This window comes from Duganella aquatilis, assembly GCF_009674565.1.
Taxonomy (GTDB): domain Bacteria; phylum Pseudomonadota; class Gammaproteobacteria; order Burkholderiales; family Burkholderiaceae_D; genus Rugamonas; species Rugamonas aquatilis.
In genome coordinates this window covers 40,291-60,934 of the sequence record NZ_WKJL01000025.1, presented here as the reverse complement: position 1 = coordinate 60,934, position 20,644 = coordinate 40,291, and the positions used below count along the sequence as shown (strand labels likewise).

Annotated in this window: 19 protein-coding genes; 7 read left to right on the top strand and 12 right to left on the bottom strand. The window is 67.1% G+C overall.

What is annotated here, in order from left to right; genetic code table 11:
• Positions 1-7 precede the first annotated feature (7 nt).
• On the top strand, positions 8-385 hold the full coding sequence (locus GJ698_RS24960; RefSeq protein WP_371865433.1) for a Gfo/Idh/MocA family oxidoreductase: 378 nt from the start codon (positions 8-10) through the stop codon (positions 383-385).
• Positions 386-501: 116 nt separating this feature from the next.
• On the opposite strand, the gene GJ698_RS24955 is transcribed toward GJ698_RS24960, so the two are convergent.
• The 4 genes from GJ698_RS24955 to GJ698_RS24940 form a co-directional block, all read right to left on the bottom strand.
• Positions 502-3,105, bottom strand: coding sequence for a BACON domain-containing protein (locus GJ698_RS24955; RefSeq protein ID WP_154360573.1), 2,604 nt, complete (start codon positions 3,103-3,105; stop codon positions 502-504).
• Positions 3,106-3,214: 109 nt separating this feature from the next.
• The gene (locus GJ698_RS24950) at positions 3,215-4,393 is read right to left on the bottom strand and encodes a tetratricopeptide repeat protein (protein WP_154360572.1); all 1,179 of its coding nucleotides are present in this window, start codon (positions 4,391-4,393) and stop codon (positions 3,215-3,217) included.
• Positions 4,394-4,511: 118 nt separating this feature from the next.
• Positions 4,512-5,699, bottom strand: coding sequence for a hypothetical protein (locus GJ698_RS24945; protein ID WP_154360571.1), 1,188 nt, complete (start codon positions 5,697-5,699; stop codon positions 4,512-4,514).
• A 15-nt stretch (positions 5,700-5,714) separates the two neighbouring features.
• A complete protein-coding gene (locus GJ698_RS24940; RefSeq protein WP_154360570.1) occupies positions 5,715-6,581 on the bottom strand; it encodes an HDOD domain-containing protein in 867 nt (288 codons plus the stop codon).
• A gap of 184 nt (positions 6,582-6,765) precedes the next feature.
• On the opposite strand from GJ698_RS24940, the gene GJ698_RS24935 reads away from it, so the two are divergent.
• Positions 6,766-7,344: a DNA-3-methyladenine glycosylase gene (locus tag GJ698_RS24935; protein WP_154360569.1), complete on the top strand. Its 579-nt coding sequence runs from the start codon at positions 6,766-6,768 to the stop codon at positions 7,342-7,344.
• On the opposite strand, the gene GJ698_RS24930 is transcribed toward GJ698_RS24935, so the two are convergent.
• Both GJ698_RS24930 and GJ698_RS24925 read right to left on the bottom strand, forming a co-directional pair.
• On the bottom strand, positions 7,243-8,880 hold the full coding sequence (locus tag GJ698_RS24930; RefSeq protein WP_154360568.1) for a methyl-accepting chemotaxis protein: 1,638 nt from the start codon (positions 8,878-8,880) through the stop codon (positions 7,243-7,245). The genes GJ698_RS24935 and GJ698_RS24930 overlap by 102 nt on opposite strands.
• Before the next feature lie 27 nt (positions 8,881-8,907).
• Positions 8,908-9,354 (bottom strand): cache domain-containing protein, encoded by a 447-nt coding sequence (locus tag GJ698_RS24925; RefSeq protein ID WP_154360567.1) that lies wholly within the window; start codon positions 9,352-9,354, stop codon positions 8,908-8,910.
• A gap of 135 nt (positions 9,355-9,489) precedes the next feature.
• Here GJ698_RS24925 and GJ698_RS24920 point away from each other — a divergent pair, with 135 nt between their 5' ends.
• From GJ698_RS24920 to GJ698_RS24905, 4 genes are read left to right on the top strand one after another with little or no spacing between them, the layout of a single operon-like run.
• Positions 9,490-10,905, top strand: coding sequence for a KamA family radical SAM protein (locus GJ698_RS24920; RefSeq protein WP_154360566.1), 1,416 nt, complete (start codon positions 9,490-9,492; stop codon positions 10,903-10,905).
• 16 nt (positions 10,906-10,921) lie between these two features.
• Positions 10,922-12,211, top strand: a complete 1,290-nt coding sequence (locus GJ698_RS24915) for an MFS transporter (RefSeq protein ID WP_166454943.1) — start codon at positions 10,922-10,924, stop codon at positions 12,209-12,211.
• Positions 12,212-12,218: 7 nt separating this feature from the next.
• Positions 12,219-13,118, top strand: coding sequence for a 2OG-Fe(II) oxygenase (locus GJ698_RS24910; protein ID WP_229260157.1), 900 nt, complete (start codon positions 12,219-12,221; stop codon positions 13,116-13,118).
• Positions 13,119-13,150: 32 nt separating this feature from the next.
• On the top strand, positions 13,151-14,002 hold the full coding sequence (locus GJ698_RS24905) for a fumarylacetoacetate hydrolase family protein (RefSeq protein ID WP_154360564.1): 852 nt from the start codon (positions 13,151-13,153) through the stop codon (positions 14,000-14,002).
• Here GJ698_RS24905 and GJ698_RS24900 read toward each other — a convergent pair.
• From GJ698_RS24900 to GJ698_RS24890, 3 genes are all read right to left on the bottom strand, one after another.
• Complete coding sequence (locus tag GJ698_RS24900) at positions 13,999-15,597, bottom strand: methyl-accepting chemotaxis protein (protein WP_267874842.1); 1,599 nt, start codon at positions 15,595-15,597, stop codon at positions 13,999-14,001. The two genes, GJ698_RS24905 and GJ698_RS24900, sit on opposite strands and share 4 nt — an antisense overlap.
• 229 nt (positions 15,598-15,826) lie before the next feature.
• Entirely contained in the window at positions 15,827-17,173 is a 1,347-nt protein-coding gene (locus GJ698_RS24895; RefSeq protein ID WP_154360563.1) for an aspartate aminotransferase family protein, read from the bottom strand.
• Positions 17,174-17,277: 104 nt separating this feature from the next.
• Complete coding sequence (locus GJ698_RS24890; protein WP_154360562.1) at positions 17,278-18,030, bottom strand: glucose 1-dehydrogenase; 753 nt, start codon at positions 18,028-18,030, stop codon at positions 17,278-17,280.
• Between the two features lie 141 nt (positions 18,031-18,171).
• Here GJ698_RS24890 and GJ698_RS24885 point away from each other — a divergent pair, with 141 nt between their 5' ends.
• Complete coding sequence (locus tag GJ698_RS24885; RefSeq protein ID WP_154360561.1) at positions 18,172-18,723, top strand: carboxymuconolactone decarboxylase family protein; 552 nt, start codon at positions 18,172-18,174, stop codon at positions 18,721-18,723.
• 3 nt (positions 18,724-18,726) lie between these two features.
• Here the strand turns inward: GJ698_RS24885 and GJ698_RS24880 are convergent, their stop codons facing one another.
• The 3 genes from GJ698_RS24880 to yjgA are packed head-to-tail and all read right to left on the bottom strand — an operon-like array spanning position 18,727 to position 20,604.
• Complete coding sequence (locus GJ698_RS24880) at positions 18,727-19,395, bottom strand: alpha/beta hydrolase (RefSeq protein ID WP_154360560.1); 669 nt, start codon at positions 19,393-19,395, stop codon at positions 18,727-18,729.
• 2 nt (positions 19,396-19,397) lie between these two features.
• Positions 19,398-20,015 carry a molybdopterin adenylyltransferase gene (gene mog / locus GJ698_RS24875; RefSeq protein WP_154360559.1) on the bottom strand — a complete coding sequence of 206 codons (618 nt, stop codon included), beginning with the start codon at positions 20,013-20,015 and terminating at the stop codon, positions 19,398-19,400.
• A complete protein-coding gene (gene yjgA, locus GJ698_RS24870; RefSeq protein ID WP_154360558.1) occupies positions 20,005-20,604 on the bottom strand; it encodes a ribosome biogenesis factor YjgA in 600 nt (199 codons plus the stop codon). Before yjgA ends, mog begins: the two co-directional genes overlap by 11 nt.
• Between the last annotated feature and the right edge of the window lie 40 nt (positions 20,605-20,644).

The window sequence follows — 20,644 nt, the reverse complement described above, 5'->3', positions numbered from 1 at the left end:
GGGAATCGTGGAAACTCAAAAAATCGCCATCATCGGTCTGGGCCGCATCGGCTCGGCTTTCTTGCGTAATCTGCTGGCCCGCAGCGGCCATGGTGTGGAGCTGGTCGGCGTGGCCGAAACCGGCGACACGCCCGGCCGCCAGCAGGCGGTGGACGCCGGCCTGAACATCGCCTCGCTGGATGAAATTGTGGCGCTGGGCACCGGCATCGATATCCTGTTTGACCTGACCGGCATCCCCGCGGTTCGGCGCGAGATCCGCGAAAAGCTGATGGCGCAGGGGAATCACCATACGGTGGTGGCGTCGGAAACCATTGCGCGGCTGATCTGGTCGCTGACGACGGATGATGAGTTGCCGGTCATTGCGGGGCGGAGTACCGGGTACTGACCCCCACGGCGCGAGATCGAATGTCGCCGTAATAGTACGCGGCACCCGTAAAGCCCGCAAATCGCTGCGGCCAGGTTCTGACCCTTGGGTCAGAACCTTTCGGTCGGGGTGCTTTTTTATGGGCCGATCGGCAGGAAGGTGACGGCGCCATCATTCGTGATGCCGACCAGGATCCAGCCGTCACCGGATACCGCCAGCTGGCGTGCCAGCAACGTCTTGCCGTTGTTGAGCTTGTATTGCTGGATCAGCTTGGCGCCGGTGCTGTCGTACAGGTAGACGTCGTTGGTGTTGCCGCGCGCGGCGCCGGCGCAGACGATGCGGCCGTCCAGCGTCACCGCCACGTTGTTGGGCGTGGCGTCGCCGATCGCCATGTAGCCGAGAATGCCGAGGTTGGCGCCATCCATGATGGTGCACGATTTCGGCGTGGTGGCGGCGTAGATGACGCGCGTGCCGTCGCTGTTGACCCACACATCCTGCCCCTGCGCTCCCGGGCTGCCGTGGCTGGCGCTGGCCAGCTTGGCGGCAAACAGGGTGCCGCCGGCCAGTTGCGCATAGTCGACGCTGACGGTGGTGTGCTGGATGGTGGTGTTGCCTTCGTCCTGTTGCACCACGCGCTTGCCGTCGGCGCTGGCCGCCAGCGTGCCGCCGGTGCCCAGCGGCAGGTTGGGCAGGCGGGCGTTGCTGGCGGTCAGGTAGACCTGGCCGTCGCTCAGCACCAGCATGCCGACGCCGTTCGGACGGATCAGCTTGATGCGGGTGGCGGCGTTGCCGGGCACGGCCAGCGCCAGCTGGGTGCTGATGGCGCGCGTTGCCAGGTCGACGGTGGTGATGCGGCTGTTGTCGATGTCCACCACGTACAGCGCGTCGCCGTTGGGCGTGACCGCCATGTCGCCCAGATGCGCCGAGAAGCCGGTGATGCTGGCTTCCTTCAGGCCGGTGTACATATTGTAGACGTCGATGTAGGCGCCGCCGTTGTGCACGTAAGCATACGGGCGGGCCGGATCGGTGACGACATTGGTGTAGGGCAGCACCGTGGTGGTGGAAGCGGTCGGCGCGGCCGAGCCTTTCCATAGCGCCACGCGGATCGGTTCCGGCACCGTGGCGTCGGGATCGAGGGCGGTCAGCGTGATGGTGGCGGTATTGACGGTTTCGGTCAGCTGCTGGCTGGCGTCGGCGGTCAGGGTCAGCTGGTTGCCGCTGACGCCCACCACCAGCCACGGCTGGTCGCTGGTAGCGCTCATGCCGCCGAAGGTGCCGTAGTTGTCGCTGACCGTGATGGTGCGCGTCATGCGGCTCCAGGTCGGCGTGCTGACGAAGGCGACGGCGGTCTCGGCCGGCAGCAGTTTATGCTGGTCTTTGTTGATGATGAAAATCACCGACGCTTTGACTGCGTCGCCGTTGACCTGCGCTACGGCTCCCGCCAGCTGCGAGCTAATACCGGTTGGCGCGCTGGCAGGCGTGGCCTTGATGCTGGTGCTGGCGCCGGCCGCGTTGACGGTGCCGCTGGTGGCGGTGGCGCTGGCCCATGTCGGCAGGTTGGTCAGCTGCCATGGCCAGCTGTTGGTGCTGGTGTTCAGGCTCAGCTTGAGCGGCTGGGCCACCTGGGTGCTGCTGAAGTCGCGGCCATAAGTGCCGCCCAGCGTCAGCGTGACGGTCGAGGCCAGCAGCGTGGCCGGAGTCAGGTTCAGCGTCACCGGCAAGGTGCGCTCCGCCAGGCCGGTTGGCGTGATGGTGATCGAGCCGCTGTAGCTGCCGCTGGCCAGTGCGCCGACGGTCGGATCGACCGCCAGCACGGCGGTGGCTGGCGTGGTGCCGCTGGGCGGCGATACGCTCAGCCATGGAGTAGTGCTGACCGCGGTCCAGGCGGCGGAGATCTTGTTGTCGGTATCGAGGCTGACGACCTGGCTCGCGATCGGCGTGCCGTTGATGGCGTTGAAGGTGACGCTGTTGTTGCCCAATACCAGGCCAGGCTGCAGCACGGTCAATGTTGCCGGCAGCGTGATAGTGTTGCCGGCGCTCGTGATGTTCAGGTTGGTGGTGTAGGTGCCGGCGGCGAGACCGGTCAGGTCATAGCTGACGTTCAGGCTGGCATTGCCGCTGCCGCTGGCGGCGCTCAGCTTGAGCCAGGTGGCGCCGCTGGCGGCGCTCCAGCTGCCGCTGCTGGTGATGGCCACCGGCACGCTGGCCGGCGCCGCGCCACCGCTCTGGATGGTGGCGGTCAGCGGCATGGCCGGCACGGCGGTGAAGTTGGCGCTGCCGGCCGGCAGCACGGTGAAGTCGTACGGCAGCGTCACCGGCGAGCCGGGGAACTGGCTGGCGCAGGCGCTGTCGCGGCACAGACGCACGCTGAAGCTGCCCTGGTAGCGGCCGGCAGCCAGCGTCGGTGCGGTCTGCAACACGGCGTGGTACTGGCTGGCGCTGTCCTGCACCAGTTGCATATTCGGCAGCAGCACGCCGACGCTGTCGACCACCATTGCGGTCACGTTGGCGTTGGTGAAGTCGCCCGGGCGGGTGACGACGGCGGTGATGTTGCTGGTGAGCGAGGTGCCGGCCGTGACGCTGCCGGTGACGCTGGCCGGGGTGAAGGTGAGGGCGGGGCTGGCGACCGGGGTGGTCGTACCGCCGCCGGCACTGCCGCCACCACCGCCGCCGCCGCAGCCAGCCAGCAGTGCGGCGATGAAGAAGGGGACGGCGGCGTAGGCGGGCCTGAGTCTCAGCATGACGAAAATCCTTGTGGTAGAGGCGGATGCGGCTTAATTTACTTGCAATTGTTGCGCGAACGCAACTGAGTGTCAAGTTAAAGCCTGTCCAGCATACCATTGCCTCCCGCTATTTCGCCTGCGCCGCATAGGCGCGCAGGCGGTCCAGCTTGGCCGAATACAGGTCGTGATCGCCGCGCGTGGTGCTGTTTTCCATGGCCTGCGCCATGTGCAGGTTGGCCGCCCTCAGATTGCCCAACTGGTAATTGGCCAGCGCCAGCCAGAAGTGGAATTCGTGGTAGTCCGGCACCCGGTCCAGTTCGCGCTGGAACATGGCGCGGGCGCGGTGATAGTCGCCCAGTTTCATGGCTTCCTGGCCTTGGTTGAAGAAATAGAACGGCGGGTATGGTTCCAGCTGGGCCAGCCGCGCGCGCAGCACGGCCGCCTCGTCCATCTTGCTGGCGTTTTCCAGCGTCTGCGCCAGGTTGGACAGGTAGATGGTATTGTCGGGCGCCTGCGACAGCGCGTAGCGCAGCGCCTGCTCGGCTTCCGGTTGGTTGTCGTGGTGCTGGTAGATCACGCCCAGCGTGTTGTAGGCGTTGGTGAACAGCGGATCAATCTCGGTTGCCTTGCGCGCTGCCCAGTAGGCATCGTCGACCTGGCCGGCCGACAGCAGTTCGGCGGCGCGGTTGTTGAGATACATGGCCAGCACCGTCTGTTCGGTCAGCGGCCGCGCCGCTTCGCGCGAATTGGGCGAGATCGGGACGAAGTCCACGGTCAGCGTGTTGGCCTGGTCCACCAGGTCGGTCATATACGGACTCTGTTTGGTGATTGGCCGCCCCAGCGACAGGTTGACATGGTTGCTGGCGAAATACAGGTTGCCGGCACGGCTCCACACCTCGTCCATCTCCACCTGCTGGAACAGGATCGGCAGGTCCAGTTCGCGCGCCAGGGCGGCCGTCATGATGGCCAGCGACAGGCAGTTGCCGGCGCGCGCTTCGAAGGTTTCGGCGGCGGTGCGGGTGAGAGCGGCGTCGTATTCGAGCTGCAGCTTGTCGCGCCGGTACAGCGCGTCGAACAGCACGCGGCGCACGTCGCGGCCGGGCAGCGGTCTGCCGATTTCGCGCTGGAGGTAGGCGTGCATGGCGGGGCTGACGGCAAACACCGTGGTGGTGTCGATCGGCGCGGCCGGCGGCTGGAACAACTGGTCGTGGAAGAGCTGCTGTGCAGGCGCGACGCGCGCCACCTGCGGGCTGGCGCAAGCGCTGAGGAAAGCCGCCGCGCACAGCATGAGTGCCCATGGTTTCATGACGTGTCTCCCTTTGCTGCGGAGCACAAGCCGGCGCCGCACTAGGCAGCGGAATCTGCGTCCCGCATGCCGGAAAGTATCCTCGGCTAAGGGAGGCCTGTCAAACGAGAAATCGCTTTCAGGAAAGCGGGTCCTGCGAGACGGAGATATCGGTCAGGCCCAGGCTGGACAGGGCGTCGGCCAGGTCGTCGAGCGCCAGTTCCAGCTCGGCGGCCGGGTCGAGCGGCTTGTCGGCCGTGGCCAGCACGGCGGCGCCGAGCGACAGCTGGACCCGCAGCGCCGGTTCGTCGTCATCGTCGGTGGGGGCGATGACGGCTTGCGCCTGCGCCGGATCGTGGCCTGCCAGCGCCTGGTTCAGCGTCGACAGCAGACCCAGCATGTCGTATTCCGACTGGCCCTGGGCGCGGGCGCCGAAGAACAGGTCCTGGTACAGGAAGTTCAGCGTCAGGGCCGGATCGGCGCCGCGCGCGCGGCCCAGGCAGCGCGCCACCAGCGGCGCGTGGGTCTCGGTCCATTTCTGGTAAGCGTCGGCGCGCTTGGCGAAGTAGGCGTCGGCGGCCTTTTCGCTGGCCGGCACCTTGTAGAAGGCGTCGTCGGCGCGCTTCAGCGCGAAGCCGAGCAGGAAGCGCAGTTCGACCGCGCTGTCGTCGGCACCGAAGCTGGTGGCCGACCAGCCGGCCGCCATGCTGCGTTCCAGCGCCGGCGCGGCGGCGATTTTCTTGTCGGTCAGCGATTGCGCCGCTTCGCGCAGCATGGCGTGCAGCTGGCCGTAGCTGATGCGTTCGACTTCGCTCAGATCGTAGGCGTGGCTGACCAGCACCACCTGCGCTTTCGGGCTTTCCAGGCCGGCGTCGGTGAAGCTGTCGACCAGCGCCTGGTAGGCCTCCGGATCCTGGAAGTCGGCGGCCGGATCGAGGCCGCCCTGGCTGTGCACGAACACCGGAATGGCGAAGGCGTCGATCTCCAGGTCGGCGCCGGACTCGCGGCGCAGCAGCAGGTTGGCGGCGCCTTCCTCGGCGGCGCTGCGCAGGTAGCGGTAGCCGTCGATGGATTCGTCGCGCGCCATTTCGATGGCGCCGTACAGCACTTCATTCTTGCCCTGCGCCAGCAGGCGGCGCAGCAGGCGCTGGAATTCGATGTGCTTCTGCGCCAGCTCCTCGCGGGTGCTGGCGGCGATGATGTCGGCGCCGGCCGATTCGTCGGCCAGGTCGAGCGCCAGCGCACACAGTTCGGCAGTGTTCTGTTCGTCCTTGGCTTCGGGGGAGTTGGCGGATTTGCGCGGTACGGGGCGCTTGTTCTTAGGCATGGGCTTGCTTTGTTCTTATCGTTCGGTGTGGAAGGTTTCGTTCAGCTCGTCGAGCAGGTCTTCGGTTTCATCTTCGGTCAGGCCGAGGTGGCGGCAGGCGCTTTCGCCGCCCTTGTCCCATTCGTAGGAGGTGGTGCGGTTGTGCAGGCGCTGGATGCCTTTGTCGGCCAGCACCGACAGCGCCACCAGCGAGCGGATGGCGTCGTCGGTGGACGGGTCGTCCAGCACGCGGTAGTCGTGGTGCAGCAGGATGGCCCAGGAGACGTCCGGCGACAGGCCCCAGTTGCGCGCCAGCAGGCAGCCGATGGCGGCGTGGTTGGTGCTGTAGCGCGCGTCCTCGATGGCGGTGAAGACGCGGTCGGCGTCGTTGCAGGCCTGGTCGTAGGTGGCGGCGTAGTCGGTGAAGCGGTTCATCAGCAGCGGCACGCCGATGTCGCAGAACAGGCCGAAGGTGTGGGCGATGTCCGGCGGCGCGATGCGCAGCTTGCGCGAGGTGAACACCAGCGCCTGGGCGCGGCGCGCCGAGATTTCCCAAAAGGCGTTGAGGTCCGCTTCCTTGCCTTCGATGGCCTGGCGCGCCAGCAGCCCGGTCAGCAGCGCCGCGCACTGGTTGATGCCGAGGAAGTTGATCGCCTGTTCCACCGACTTGGCCTTGCGGGCGGCGCCGAAGAACGGCGAGTTGGCCAGCTTCAGCAGCGCGCCGGACATGCCGACGTCGTTGCCGATGATGCGGGCGATCTGGCGCGGCGACGGATCATCCTTGGCCAGCTCGCGCTGCAGGTCGACGAGCAGGCTGGGCCGCGGCGGAATACGGATGGAGCGCATCAGCGCGTCTTCCACCGCGTTTTCTGTTGGCAAGGCTTGGGCAGCTGCTGTCGTCATTGTGATTCTCAGGGGTAAAGGCAATCGTACCCTCGATTATCGCCGCAAGCGGCCGGCGATTGCGCGAATTTGTGCTGATTTTCTGTGCAACGGGCAATATTTTGTCGTGAATTATCGGGATTTGATAATCATTTGGCATGACTTATGTAATCGTGTGGTCCAGTTTGCCATTTAGAATAGACGCATGATTACGAATCTTGCGGGGATCGATTTCAGTGCGCCATCCGAGCTGGTGGCGGAACAGCTGATCGGCGTGACGCTGCTGGTCAACGGCGTCGGCGGCCGCATCGTCGAGACCGAAGCCTACGACCGCGAGGAGCCGGCCTCGCACTGCTACGGCGGCGAGACGCCGCGCAATTTTTCCATGTTCGGGCCGCCGGCGCGCAGCTATGTGTACCAGTCGCACGGCATCCACTGGTGTCTGAATTTCGTCTGCCGCGAGCCGGGCCACGGCGCCGGGGTGCTGATTCGCGCGCTGGAGCCGGTCGAAGGCGTGGACGCGATGCGCGAACGGCGCGGGCTGGACGATGTGCGGCTGCTGTGCGCCGGACCGGGGAGGCTGGGCCAGGCGCTGGGCGTGACACGGGCGCTGAACAATCTGCCCCTGGCGGAGCCGCCGTTTCTGCTGCTGCCGCGCGATGCCGCACGGCCGCTGGAGGTGCTAGCCGGCCCGCGCATCGGCATTTCCAAAGCGGTGGAGCTGCCGTGGCGCTTCGTCGAGGGCGGGTCGCGCTTTCTGAGCAAGCCCATGCGACGGCTCTAGCTTGAACACCGACACCGCCTGCGACAGGTGGCCGGCCTGGTCCTGCAGGCTGGCCGCCGCCGCCGCGGCCTGTTCCACCAGCGCGGCGTTCTGCTGCGTCACATCATCCATCTGACCCACCGCCTGATTGACTTCGGCGATGCCCTGCGCCTGCTCGGCGCTGGCGGCGCTGATGCGGGCGATGATGTCGTTGACCTGCTGCACGGCGGCGACGATGCCGCCCATGCGCTCGCCGGCCTGCTGCACCGAGGCGCTGCCGCTGTCGATGGTGGCGACCGAGGCGGCGATCAGCGTCTTGATTTCCTTGGCGGCGGCGGCGGAGCGCTGCGCCAGCGTGCGCACCTCGGCCGCCACCACGGCGAAGCCGCGTCCCTGTTCGCCGGCGCGCGCCGCTTCGACGGCAGCGTTCAGCGCCAGGATATTGGTCTGGAACGAGATGCCGTCGATGACGGCGATGATGTCGACGATCTGGCGCGAGCTGGCGCGGATCGAGGCCATGGTCTGCACCGCGTCTTCCATCGCTGCGCCGCCGTGGCGCGCCAGATCGCTGGCGCCTTCGGCCAGCTGGCAGGCCTGGCGCGCGTTGGCGGCGTTGGCCTGCACGGCCTGCGTCAGGCTGTTCATGGCGCTGGCGGTCTGCTCCAGCGAGCTGGCCTGCATTTCGGTGCGGGTCGACAGATCCAGGTTGCCGGTGGCGATTTCGCGCGCGGCGGTATCGATCGAGCGCACCGCGCCGAGGATGGTGGTGAGCGTTTGCGTCAGGTTGCTCATGGTCTGGTCCAGCATGCGCGCGGTGTCGGCGATTTCGTCGCGGCCTTCGGTGCTGCGGCCGGCGGCGAGGCGACCGGCGGCCAGCGCGATCACCACGTCGGCGATGGCGCGGATGTCGCGCAGCATGGCGCTGCGCACCGCCATGGTCACGCCGATCGACAGCGCGATCGACAGCAGCACCATGACGGTCATGCTGGTGTTGAGCGTTTTGAAGTCGGCCTTGGCCTGCGCGTGCGCCTGTTCGCTGAGCTGCTTTTCCAGCGTCGACAATTGCGCCAGCTGCTCGTTCAGCAGCAGGAACTGTTTTTCGGCGATGGCCATGGCGTTGGTGGCGATGCTCTGGTCGGCCTGCGCCATGTCCATGGTTTCGAGGACGGCCTTGCGGTAGGCGTTGAGGGCTTGCAGCGACTGGGCGACGATCTTGCGTTCGCTGTCGTCGGCCAGCGCGTCGAGGTCGCGCAACTGCCTGTCGATGGCGGCGTGGCGCGTCCTGATGTCGTGCGCCAGGGCGTCCAGCCGTGATTGCGCGAAGCTGCCGTTGACCCAGGCCAGCAGCTGGTAGATGTGGGCATGGGCGTAGCGCGCTTCGCCGCTGACGTCGGCCGCGATCTTGAGGCGGGCGGCGCGCACCTGCACCAGGTTTTCCAGCGACGCGTTCTGGCGCAGCATGCCGAGGTAGGACGCGGCGGCGGTGGCGATCAGCAGCACCAGCACCAGCATGGGCGCGAGCAGCAGTTTGGGACCGATACGCAGTTTGTTCAGCATGATGCCCTCCCGGCGCCGGCGCGGCGCCTATTTTTTGTAGATGCCCGCTTCCAGCACGATGTCGCCGACGCGCAGGATGTAGGTGGTCTTGGGTTCGATCTTGCCGGTGGTGGGATTCTTGTACTGGTAGTCCACCCAGCCGTGGCCTTTTTTTGCCGCCAGTTCGATGATCTCGCGGCGGTACTTCTTGCCGCTGGCGTCGGGGATGTCGGTCAGGTCCTTGCCGACGATGGAGGGGTTGACCGGGTGCGCCAGCACGATGCCGGTCTTGATGTCGCGCACGTCCACGTACAGCGAGCCTTGCAGGTAATCGGGATCCTTGGCGGCGATCTTTTTAATGAAGGCGTCCTGGCCGTTGGTCTTGATGAAGGCGGCGCCTTTTTCGGCCATGGCGATGGCGTCTTTTTCAGTCGGTTCGGCGGCCAGCGCGGACAGCGCAGAGGCGGCAAGCGCGATGCTAACGAGGGTTTTCATGAGCGAGCTCCTGTCGGGTGGATGACGCTATGAACTGTACGCCGCCAGCAATTTCAGGAGTTGCGTTCGCGCAAGACTGAGTGGCGGCGCGCGGCCTAGCATGGGGTTTCCGACCTTTCACAACAGGACTTCGTGATGGATACGCCTAAATTCAAACCGTTTATACGCCAGACCATTTCGCACTCGCGGCAGTGGGAGTGGATACCGCCCGATTTGCAGGAGGCGGTGCAGGTGGTGTCGCATGTGCTGCCGTTCCGCACCAATGAATATGTGCTCGATCATCTGATCGACTGGAACAACATTCCGGACGATCCGATCTACCGGCTGACGTTCCCGCACCGCGACATGCTGGCGCCGGACGACTATGCGCGGCTGAAGGAGCTGGTGCTGGGCAGGGCCGACCAGCCGGCGCTGGTGGAGCTGGTGCGGCGCATCCGCCTGCGCATGAATCCCCATCCGGCCGGGCAGATGACGCACAACGTGCCGCGCGTGAACGATGCACCGTTGAAGGGCTTGCAGCACAAGTACAAGGAGACTGTTTTGTTCTTCCCGAGTTCCGGGCAGACCTGCCACGCGTACTGCACCTTCTGCTTCCGCTGGCCGCAGTTCGTCGGCATGGATGATTTGAAGTTCGATGCGAAGGAGTCGCACGAGCTGGCGTCGTACCTGCGCATGCATCCGGAGGTGACCGATGTGCTGATCACCGGCGGCGATCCGCTGATCATGAACACGCGTTCGCTGGAGGCGTACATCGAGCCGCTGCTGGCGCCGGAGCTGGGGCATATCCAGAACATCCGCATCGGCACCAAGTCGGTGGCGTATTGGCCGCAGCGCTTTGTGTCGGACCGCGATGCGGACGATTTGCTGCGTTTGTTCGAGCGCGTGGTCAGGGCGGGCAAGAACATGGCGATCATGGGGCATTACAACCATGCGGTGGAATTGCGGCAGGAGGTGGCGCAGCAGGCGGTCAAGCGCATCGTCGGCACCGGCGCGACCTTGCGCATGCAGGGGCCGTTGATCCGGCATATCAATGAAGATCCGGCGTCGTGGGCGGAACTGTGGCAGACCGGCGTGCGGCTGGGGGCGATTCCGTACTATATGTTCGTCGAGCGGGATACCGGGCCGCGCGAGTATTTCCAGTTGCCGCTGGCGCGCGCGCACGAGATTTTCCAGGCGGCGTATCAGATGGTGTCCGGTTTGTCGCGCACGGTGCGCGGGCCGTCGATGAGCGCTTTTCCTGGCAAGGTGGTGATCGACGGGATCGCGACCATCGGCGGGGAGAAGGTGTTTGCCTTGCAGTTCCTGCAGGCGCGCAATCCGGACTGGGTGCGCAAGCCGTTTTATGCGAAGTTCGATCCGCTTGCGACGTGGATGGACGAGTTGAAACCGGCGTTCGGCAGGGAGAAGTTTTTCTTCGAGGAGGAGGGCGGCAGCCGCAGCGAATATGGCGCCGAACCGCCGGGCGTGCGCAAGGTGATTCCGCTGCTGTCGGCGCGCGCGGAGGGCGGCGCGGCGTCGGCGGCCGGCTGCGATTCGCACACCGCCGCCTGAGCGCGGGACGGCGATGATGCGCGACGATTCCGTGCCGCCCGTCGCGCCGCAGGCTGACGCATCGTCGTTGTCCGGCCGCGCAGTGTTTGTGATGGTGTTTCTGCCGTTCGCGCTGGGCCATTTTCTTTCGTGCCTGATGCGGACGGTGAACGCGACGCTGGCGCCGCAGCTGGTGGCGGCGCTGGCGCTGACGCCCGGCGAGCTTGGGCTGCTGACCAGTGCTTTCTTCCTGGCGTTCGCGCTGGCGCAGCTGCCGGTCGGGATGGCGCTGGACCGCTGGGGACCGGCCACGGTGCAGCCGCCGATGCTGCTGCTGGCCGGCGTCGGCGCGCTGGCTTTCGCCGGCGGCCACACCTTCACGCAGCTGCTGGTGGCGCGCGCCGTCATCGGCCTGGGACTGGGCGGCTGCTTCATGTCGGCTGTAAAGGCCATCTCCACCTGGATCGCGCCGGCGCGGCTGCCGTCGGTGCAGGGCTATCTGATCGCCATTGGCGGCCTCGGTGCGGCGGCGGCCACGCTGCCGGTGCGGATGGCGCTGGACCATATGGACTGGCGCGGCCTGTTCCTGTGGCTGGCGGCTGCGGCGGCGCTGATCGGCATCCTGATCCGCGCGCTGTCGCCGCCGCAGCCCGGCGCCATGCGCAAGCCGGCGCTGCTCGATGCCATGCGCGAGGTGTATCGCCATCCGGCCTTCCGCGAAATGGCGGCGCTGGTGCTGGTGCCGCACACGGTGTTCTTCGGCATCCAAGGACTGTGGATAGGACGCTGGCTGAGCGACGTCGCGCGCTATTCGGACAACGCGGTCGGCTACCTGTTGTACCTCGGCATGGCGGCGGTGATCTTCGGCGCCATCGCGGTCGGCATGCTCACCGAGTGGGCGGGACGGCGCGGCGTGCAGCCGATCCGCGTGGCGGCGGCCGGCGTGGCCTTGTTCATCGCGGTGCAGGTGGGCTTTGTGTGCAACTGGCGGCCGAGCTACCAGCTGCTGTCGGTGTTGTTTACGCTGGTCGGCACGGTGACCGGCATCGAATACACCATCGTCGCACTCAGTCTTCCCGGCGCGCTGACGGGGCGCGCGGCCACCTGTCTGAATCTGCTGATCTTCCTCGGCGCGTTCGCGGTGCAGGCGGGTTTCGGCTTGGTAGTCGGATGCTGGCGGCCGGATGTGACGGGGCACTATCCGGCGCAGGCCTACCAGGCGGCGTTCGCGGTGCTGGTGCTGCTGCAGCTGCCGGGACTGATCTGGTTTGTGCGGCGGAGCAGGCGCAATCCGGTAGAATGGAATTCCCGTCCGACTCGCTCCTGATTACGTGATGACCCAAGACCAAAACGCCTTTGCCTCATTGCCGCTCACCTGGCGCGACTGGATCATGGAAAACCTGGCGCGCGCCTGCAGTCCGCTGGACATGGCCAACAGCATGGCGCGCTCCGGCCAGTACAGCATGACGGTCGCGCGCGCGGCGATCGACGAGGCGGTGCGCATGCGCGCCGGCGCCGCCACCGCGGGCGGCACGGCGGCGGCGCCGGCGGCCGCCGCCAGCGCCTTTTCCGCGCCGCGCGAGATGCCTTACATTGACGTCAGCAGCAACCGCATCGCCACGCCCGACCGCGAGGTGGAGGTGCTGTTCGTGCTGAAAAAGCCGCAGGTGATCCTGCTCGGGAATGTGCTCAGCGACGCGGAGTGCGACGCCATCGTCGCCCATTGCGGCACGCGCTACACCCGCTCGACGGTGACGGCGGAAGCCGACGGCGCCAGCGTGGTGCACGAGGGCCGCACGTCGGAGATGGCCTTCATCCAGCGCGGCGAGGCGGAGGTGGCCGAGCGCATCGACCGCCGCCTGGCGGCCTTGGCGCACTGGTCGCCCGAATGCACCGAGCCGTTCCAGCTGCAGAAGTACGGCCAGACGCAGGAATACCGGCCGCACTACGACTGGCTCGATCCCGACAGCGCCGGCCACCGGCCGCACCTGGCGCGCGGCGGCCAGCGGCTGGCGACCTTTGTCTTGTACCTGTGCGACGTGGAGCAGGGCGGCGGCACGGTCTTCCCTTCGCTGGGGCTGGAGGTCTTCCCGAAGAAGGGGAGCGCGCTGTGGTTCCTGAACACCGACAGCAACCACCAGCCAGACACGCAGACGCTGCATGGCGGCGCGCCGGTGGTCAAGGGCACCAAGATCATCGCCAACAAATGGTTGCGACAGGAGCGCTACGGTTAGAATGGCGGTGAACTGACAACCGAGGATGAAGTATGAGACTAGTGCGTTACGGCCGTCCAGGCAAAGAAAAACCAGGCTTGATCGACGATGAGGGCAAGCTGCGCGACCTGTCCGGCGTGATCGGCGATGTCGACGCGGCGCAGCTGGCGCCGAAGGCCTTGCGCAAGCTGGAGAAGATTGCGCACGCGTCGCTGCCGCTGGTGCGCGGCAATCCGCGCTTCGGCGTGCCGGTGGCGCGCGTCGGCAAGTTCGTCTGCATCGGCCTGAATTATTCCGACCACGCGGCCGAAGCGGGCATGCCGATTCCGAAGGAGCCGATCATCTTCCTGAAGGCGAATACGGCGCTGTCGGGCCCCGACGATCCGATCATGATGCCGCAGGGTTCGAAGAAGATGGACTGGGAGGTGGAGCTGGGCATCGTCATCGGCACGTGTGCGCAGTACGTCAGCGAAGCCGATGCGCTCAAGTACGTGGCCGGCTACACGGTGGTGCACGACGTTTCGGAGCGCGAGTATCAGCTGGAGCGCGGCGGCACCTGGGACAAGGGCAAGGGCTTCGACACCTTCGGCCCGGTCGGTCCGTGGCTGGTGACGCCGGAAGACCTGTACGACGTGCAGGATCTGGACCTGTACCTGGAGGTCAACGGCAAGCGCATGCAGACCGGGAACACCTCGACCATGATTTTCTCGGTGGCGCAGATCGTCAGCTATGTGTCGAAGTGCATGACGCTGGAGCCGGGCGACGTAATCGCCACCGGCACGCCGCCGGGCGTGGGCATGGGGCGCAAGCCGCAGCGCTTCCTGAAGAAGGGCGACGTGGTGCGCCTCGGCATCGCCGGCCTGGGCGAGCAGCAGCAGGAAGTCATCGCCTGGCGGGCGCGCTAGGCCTGGTGTGCCAAGCGGGCCTGGCGCGGCGGCAGCCGGCCGCGCTGGTCCGCCTCATCGAGCTTGAACACGCTGACCAACTGTTCCAGGCCCACCGCCTGCTCCTGCAGCGAGTCCGCGGCGGCGGCGGCCTGCTCCACCAGCGCCGCGTTGCGCTGCGTGGTTTCGTCCATCTGCGCCACCGCCTGGTTGATCTGCTCGATGCCGGAACTCTGCTCGCTGCCGGCGGCCATGATCTCGCTCATGATATCGGTGACCCGCGCCACGCTGGCGACGATGTCTTCCATCGTCGCACCGGCCTGATCGACCAGCGCCGCGCCGGCGTCCACACTGTCCACCGAGGCCGTGATCAGTTCCTTGATTTCCTTGGCGGCGGCGGCGCTGCGCTGCGCCAGGTTGCGCACTTCGCTGGCCACCACGGCAAAGCCGCGTCCCTGTTCGCCGGCGCGCGCCGCTTCCACCGCGGCATTCAGCGCCAGGATATTGGTCTGGAAGGCGATGCCGTCGATGACCGAAATAATATCGACGATCCGTTTCGATGAATGATTGATGGCCCCCATGGTGGTGACCACCTGCGACACCAGTTGCCCGCCCTGGGTGGCGATGTCCGAGGCGGTGACCGCCAGCTGGTTGGCCTGGCGCGCGTTGTCGGCGTTGTGCCGCACCGCCGAGGTCAGCTCCTCCAGCGAGGACGCGGTTTCCTCCAGGCTGCCGGCCTGCTGTTCGGTACGGCGCGACAGATCGATATTGCCGGTGGCGATCTCCTGGCTGGCGGTGGCGATCGCGGCGCTGCCTGCGCGCACATTGCGCACGGTGCCCACCAGTTGTTCCTGCATATGGGCCAGGCCTTCCAGCAGCCGGCCCATCTCGTCGCGGCGGCCGGTTGCGATGCGGCTGGACAGGTCGCCCCTGGCCATCGCGCCGAACACCGCCAGTGCGTGGTCCAAGGGCCGCAGGATGGCCCGCAGCAGCGCCGCGCTGGACACCACGATCAGCAGCGCGCCGGCCACGACGCCGCCGATGGCGAGCTTGAACAGCAGGCTGAACAAATCATTGCTGCGGTCGAAGCCGGCCTTGGCCGCCGTCAGCTGGTACTGGTCCAGTTTGTCGGAAGCGCTGCCGAACGGCGCGAACAGCTCCTGCAGCTTTTTCATCGACAGCAGGTCGGCCTGTGCCATGTCGTGGCCGCTGACCGCCTGGCGCAACGCCAGCAGCCCTTCATCGCGGTAGCGCTTGCGCTTTTCGTCGAGGTCGCGCGCCAGGCCCTCTTCGGTGACGTCGCGCGGCAAGGCCAGGTAAGCTTGCCAGTATTGGTCCGATTCGGTCACGAACATGGCGGCGCGGTCCAGCGTCTTGCCGACATCCGGGGCGTCCGGGTGCAGCACCGCGCGGTCCAGCGTGAAGCGGGCGCGGCTCAGCGAATTCTTGGAATTGCTGATGGCCACGCTGGAGGCCAGCTGGTTGCTGTAGACTTCTTCCAGCGCGTGGTTGCCGACCTTCATGCCGTAAATGCCCATGAAACCAGTCAAGACGATCAAGATGCCCAGCAATGCCATGGTCGATACCAGACGCATGCGTATGGTGAGGTGAGTCAATGTATTCTCCTGCAATATAGCCGCAAGCAGGCGGCCCGATGGACGACGCGACGCGAAAAATCGGAGGCGTGAAATGGGCTGCCGGGCCGGGTCGCGCAGGCCGCGCGGGGGCTGGTGAGGCCGCCGGCGGCGGTGGGCCGGGCGGGCGCCGCCGGACGCAGGCGGAGTGCCGCCAACGTCGGGCCGACAGCTTAACATGGTTTTCATTTTATTGCTTGTTGACAACCAATCAAGCGTTGCCGGCGATGTCAGGCGCCCTGAGGGCCGCAGCGAGCGCATCCGCCAGGCGGCTGGTGATGTCCGCCAGTTCCGCCTCGGTGGCGATGAAGGGCGGGGCCAGCAGGATGTGGTCGCCCTGGCGGCCGTCGATGGTGCCGCCCATCGGGTAGACCATCAGGCCGCGCGCCATGGCCTCGTCCTTGATCAGGGCGTGCAGCCTGAGCGCCGGATCGAACGGCGCCTTACTGGCGCGGTCCTGCACCAGTTCCAGCCCGATCAGCAGCCCGCGTCCGCGGATGTCGCCGACGTGCGGATGCTGGCCGAAGGCCTCGCGCAGCATGCGCCGCAGCGCAGCCCCGCGCACGGTGACGGCGCCCAGCAGGTTCTCTTTCTGGATCACCTTCTGCACCGCCAGCGCGGCGGCGGCGGCCACCGGGTGGCCCATGTAGGTGTGGCCGTGCTGGAAGGCGCCGCTGCCGTCGCGCAGGCGCCGCACGATGGGCGCGCGCGCCAGCACCGCGCCGATCGGCTGGTAGCCGGCGCCCAGGCCTTTGCCCAGCACCACCAGGTCCGGCAGCACGCCTTCCTGTTCGAACGCGTACAGCGTGCCGCTGCGGCCCATGCCGCACATGACTTCATCGAGGATCAGCAGCAGGCCGTACTGGTCGCACAGTTTGCGCACGCCGCGGAAGTAGCCGGGCGTGGGCGGCACCGCACCGGCGGTGGCGCCGACCACGGTTTCGGCGACGAAGGCGATCAGCTTGTCCGGGCCGGCGGCGCGGATGGCGTCCTCCAGTTCGCGCAGCAGGGCGGCGGTGTAGTCGTCCGTGCTCTGGCCGTCGGCGCGGTCGCGGTATTCGTAGCAGGGCGCGACGTGCGGCACGTCGATCAGCAGCGGCGCGAACGGGTGGCGGCGCCATGCGTTGCCGCCCACCGCCAGCGCGCCCAGCGTGTTGCCGTGGTAGCTCTGGCGGCGCGCGAGGAAGACGCTGCGCTGCGGCTGGCCGGCTTCCAGGTGGTATTGGCGCGCCAGCTTGAGCGCGGTCTCCATCGCTTCCGAGCCGCCGGAGACCAGGTAGACGTGATCGAGGTCGCCGGGGGCGTCGGCGGCCAGGCGCGCGGCCAGTTCCTCGGCCGCCTCGCAGGTGAAGAAGGCGGTGTGGGCGTAGGCGCTGCGGTCGATCTGGGCGTGCATCGCGGCCAGCACTGCGGGATGGCCGTGGCCCAGCGAGGAGACGGCGGCGCCGCCGCTGGCGTCGAGGTAGGTGCGGCCGGCGCTGTCGGTGATGGTGATGCCTTGCGCGCGCACGGCGACGGGCGGCGTGCGGCGCAGGTTGCGGTGGATGAGGTGGCTCATGGCGTCCTTTCGTTGGCGGGGCAGACTGCCAACGGTAGCCGCATTCGGCCGGCGGGTTGTTGATCTATGCCGGAAGCCGGGCGGATAAATGGACGCCGGCCGCCTTACTGGGCCAGCAGGCCGCCGTCGACGGCGTAGTAGGCCGCCGTGACGAAGGAGGCCTGGTCGGAACTGAGCCAGGCCACCAGTTCGGCCACTTCGTGCGGTTCGCCGAGGCGGCCTATCGGGTGCTGGGCCACCAGCGGCGCGCGCGCCGCGTCCGACATGGCGCGCAGCGCCGGCGTGTCGATGTAGCCGGGACCGACCGTGTTGACGCGGATGCCGCGCGTGGCGTATTCCAGCGCGGCGGCCTTGGTCAGGCCGACCACGCCGTGTTTCGCGGCGACGTAGGCGCTGTTCTGGCGCGTGGCGACCTGGCCCAGGATCGAGGCCATGTTGACGATGGCGCCGCCGCCGGCGTCCAGCAGCGCGGCGATCTGGTAGCGCATGCCGTAGAACACGCCCGACAGGTTGATGCCGATCACCTTGTCCCAGCTGGCGATGTCGTACTCGCCGATATCGGCCGGCGGCGCGCCGACGCCGGCGTTGTTGCAGGCGATGTGCAGCGCGCCGTAGTGGGCGACGGTGGCCGCGACCAGGGCCTGGTTATCGGCCGGCAGCGAGGTGTCGGCGTGCACGAAGATGGCGTCGCCGCCGGCTTCCTTGATGGCGGCGACGGTGTCGTTGCCGCCCTTGGCGTTGATGTCGGAGACGACCACCTTGGCGCCTTCGGCAGCGTATTTGAGGGCGACGGCGCGGCCGATACCGGAGCCGGCGCCGGTGACCAGCGCGACTTTTCCTTGCAGGGTTGATGACATGGGATTGCCTTTCTGAGATGGGATCATGAGGCGGAGATGGTTTACATGCCCGCAAGCCATGCTAGCCCTTTGCGCGAAATGCTGTCGCCAGCCTGAGCTGCTGGGATATCATCGAATCCTCGCGAACCTGAGGATATTGCCATGACCGACCGCCTGCCTTCCATCGCTTTCGAACAACTGAGCGCGGCCCAGCAGGTGGCGGCGCAGGCGGTGATCGACGGGCCGCGCGGCGCGCTGTATGGGCCGTTCGTGCCGCTGATCCGCAGCCCGGAGCTGATGGCGGCGGCGCAGCGCATGGGCGAGTATCTGCGCTACCGCAGCGCCATCGGCACGCGGCTGACGGAGCTGGCGATCCTGGTGACGGCGCGGCAGTGGAGCCAGCAGGTGGAGTGGGCGATCCATGCGCCGATCGCGCGCGACTACGGCATCGCCGACGCGGTGATCGCGGCGATCGCGGCGCGCCAGCGGCCGGCGGGGCTGCTGGAGGATGAGGCGCTGGTGTATGAGTTCTGCGTGCAGCTGCAGCAGCGGCAGCGGGTGGACGATGCGACCTACGCGGCGGCGCTGGCCGCCTTCGGCGAGCATGGCGTGGTCGACCTGATGGGGATCAACGGTTACTACACGTTTCTGGCGATGGTGATGAACGCGGCGCAGACGGCGGCGCCGGCATCCAGCGCTCCGCCGCTGCCTTAGGCGTCAGGCAAGCACGCGCTTGAGCCAGGCGCTGATGTCGTCGACTTCCTGCTGGCACAGCGAGTGCTGCATCGCGTATTCGTGCCATTCGACGTGGTAGCCCCACTCGACCAGCAGGTCGCGCGAGGCGGTGGCGCGGGCGATGGCGATCACCGGGTCCATGCGGCCGTGTACCAGGAAGATCGGCGTGGCCAGGCTTTCCGGCGTGTGCTCGGCGGCCGCTTTGGGCGCGATCGGCACGTAGCCGGACAGGCACAGCATGCCGGCCAGCTTGCTCTTCTGGCGCAGGCCGGTTTGCAAGGTCATCGCGCAGCCTTGCGAGAAGCCGGCCAGGATGATGCGCTCGTTGGGGATGCCGCGGGCGTTCTCGCGCGCCATCAGCGCTTCGACCTTGACTTGCGAGGCGCGCAGGCCGGCTTCGTCTTCCTGGCGGCCGAGGTCGGTGGCGATGATGTCGTACCAGGCGCGCATCACGTAGCCGCCGTTGACCGTCACCGGCATGGTGTCGGCGTTCGGGAAGATGAAGCGGATGGCCGGCAGGCCAGCCAGGTCCAGCTCGTGCAGCATGGGCACGAAGTCGTTGGCGTCGGCGCCCAGGCCGTGCATCCAGATGATGGCGACGGTCGGGTTCGGGCCGGTTTCTTTTTCGATGGTTTGCAGCAGTTGGCTCATGCTTATCCTTGGGCGGGGCGGATGGCGGATTTGGGGCGGAAGGCCTTGCACACGGCCGGGTCGGTTTCCATATAGGGGCCGCCGATCAGGTCGATGCAATAGGGCACGGCGGCGAAGATGCCGCCCACCAGCGTCTTGCCGTCGGCGTCTTTCAGGCCGCCCAGCGTTTCGGCGATGGCCTTCGGCTGGCCGGGCAGATTCAGGATCAGCGCGGCGTGGTCGGCGCTTTCGCGGATCACGGCGGTCTGGCGCGACAGGATGGCGGTCGGCACGAAGTGCAGGCTGATCTGGCGCATCTGCTCGCCGAAGCCGGGCATTTCCTTGGTGCCGACGGCCTTGGTCGCTTCCGGCGTGACGTCGCGGCGCGACGGGCCGGTGCCGCCGGTGGTCAGCACCAGGTGGCAGCGGACGCTGTCGGCCAGCTCGGTCAGCGTGGCCTCGATCTGCGGGCGTTCGTCGGCGATCAGGCGGGTCTCGATGCGGTAGGGCGTAGTCAGCGCGCCGGCCAGCCAGGCTTGCAGCGCGGGGAGGCCCTGGTCCTGGTAGACGCCGCCGCTGGCGCGGTCGGAGATCGACACCAGGCCGATCACCAGTTCGGTGGCGTCGGTGTTACTCGTCATCGGCTTCGTCGCCGGTTTCTTCCTCGTCCGCACCGGCGGCCTTGCGCTTGTCGGCGTCCAGCTGCTTCAGGATCTGGAAGATTTCACGGTAGGCCTTGGGCGGCTTGTTCTCGGCCTGTTCCTTGCGGGCGTTGCGGATCAGCGTGCGCAGGTGCTGCACGTCGAGTTCCGGATTTTCCGACAGCAGGGTGGTCAGGGCGTTGTCGTCGGCCAGCAGCTTCTCGCGGCGGCGCTCCAGCGCGTGCATGGCGGCGGTTTCCGACTTGGAGGCGCCTTTCCAGCTGTCGATGGCTTTCTGGATGACGGCGACTTCCTCTTCGTCCAGGGTGCGCATCTTTTTGCCGACGAATTGCATCTGGCGGCGGCGGCCTTCGTGGTTGGTGATGGTCTGGCACATCAGGATGGCTTCCAGCACATCTTCCGGCATCGGCACGCGCTTGACGCGGTCGCGCGGGGCTTCGACCAGGGTTTCGCCGAGCTTTTGCAGGGCGTTGGACTGGCGTTTGGCCTCGGATTTGGAGGGGCGCTCGTACTCTTCTTCGAATTCGGAGGAGCTGAAGCCGACGGCGCCGCGGTTAGGATTTACCATATTATCAACTTTCGGTAGGGCGCATGGCCGCGCCCTGTAA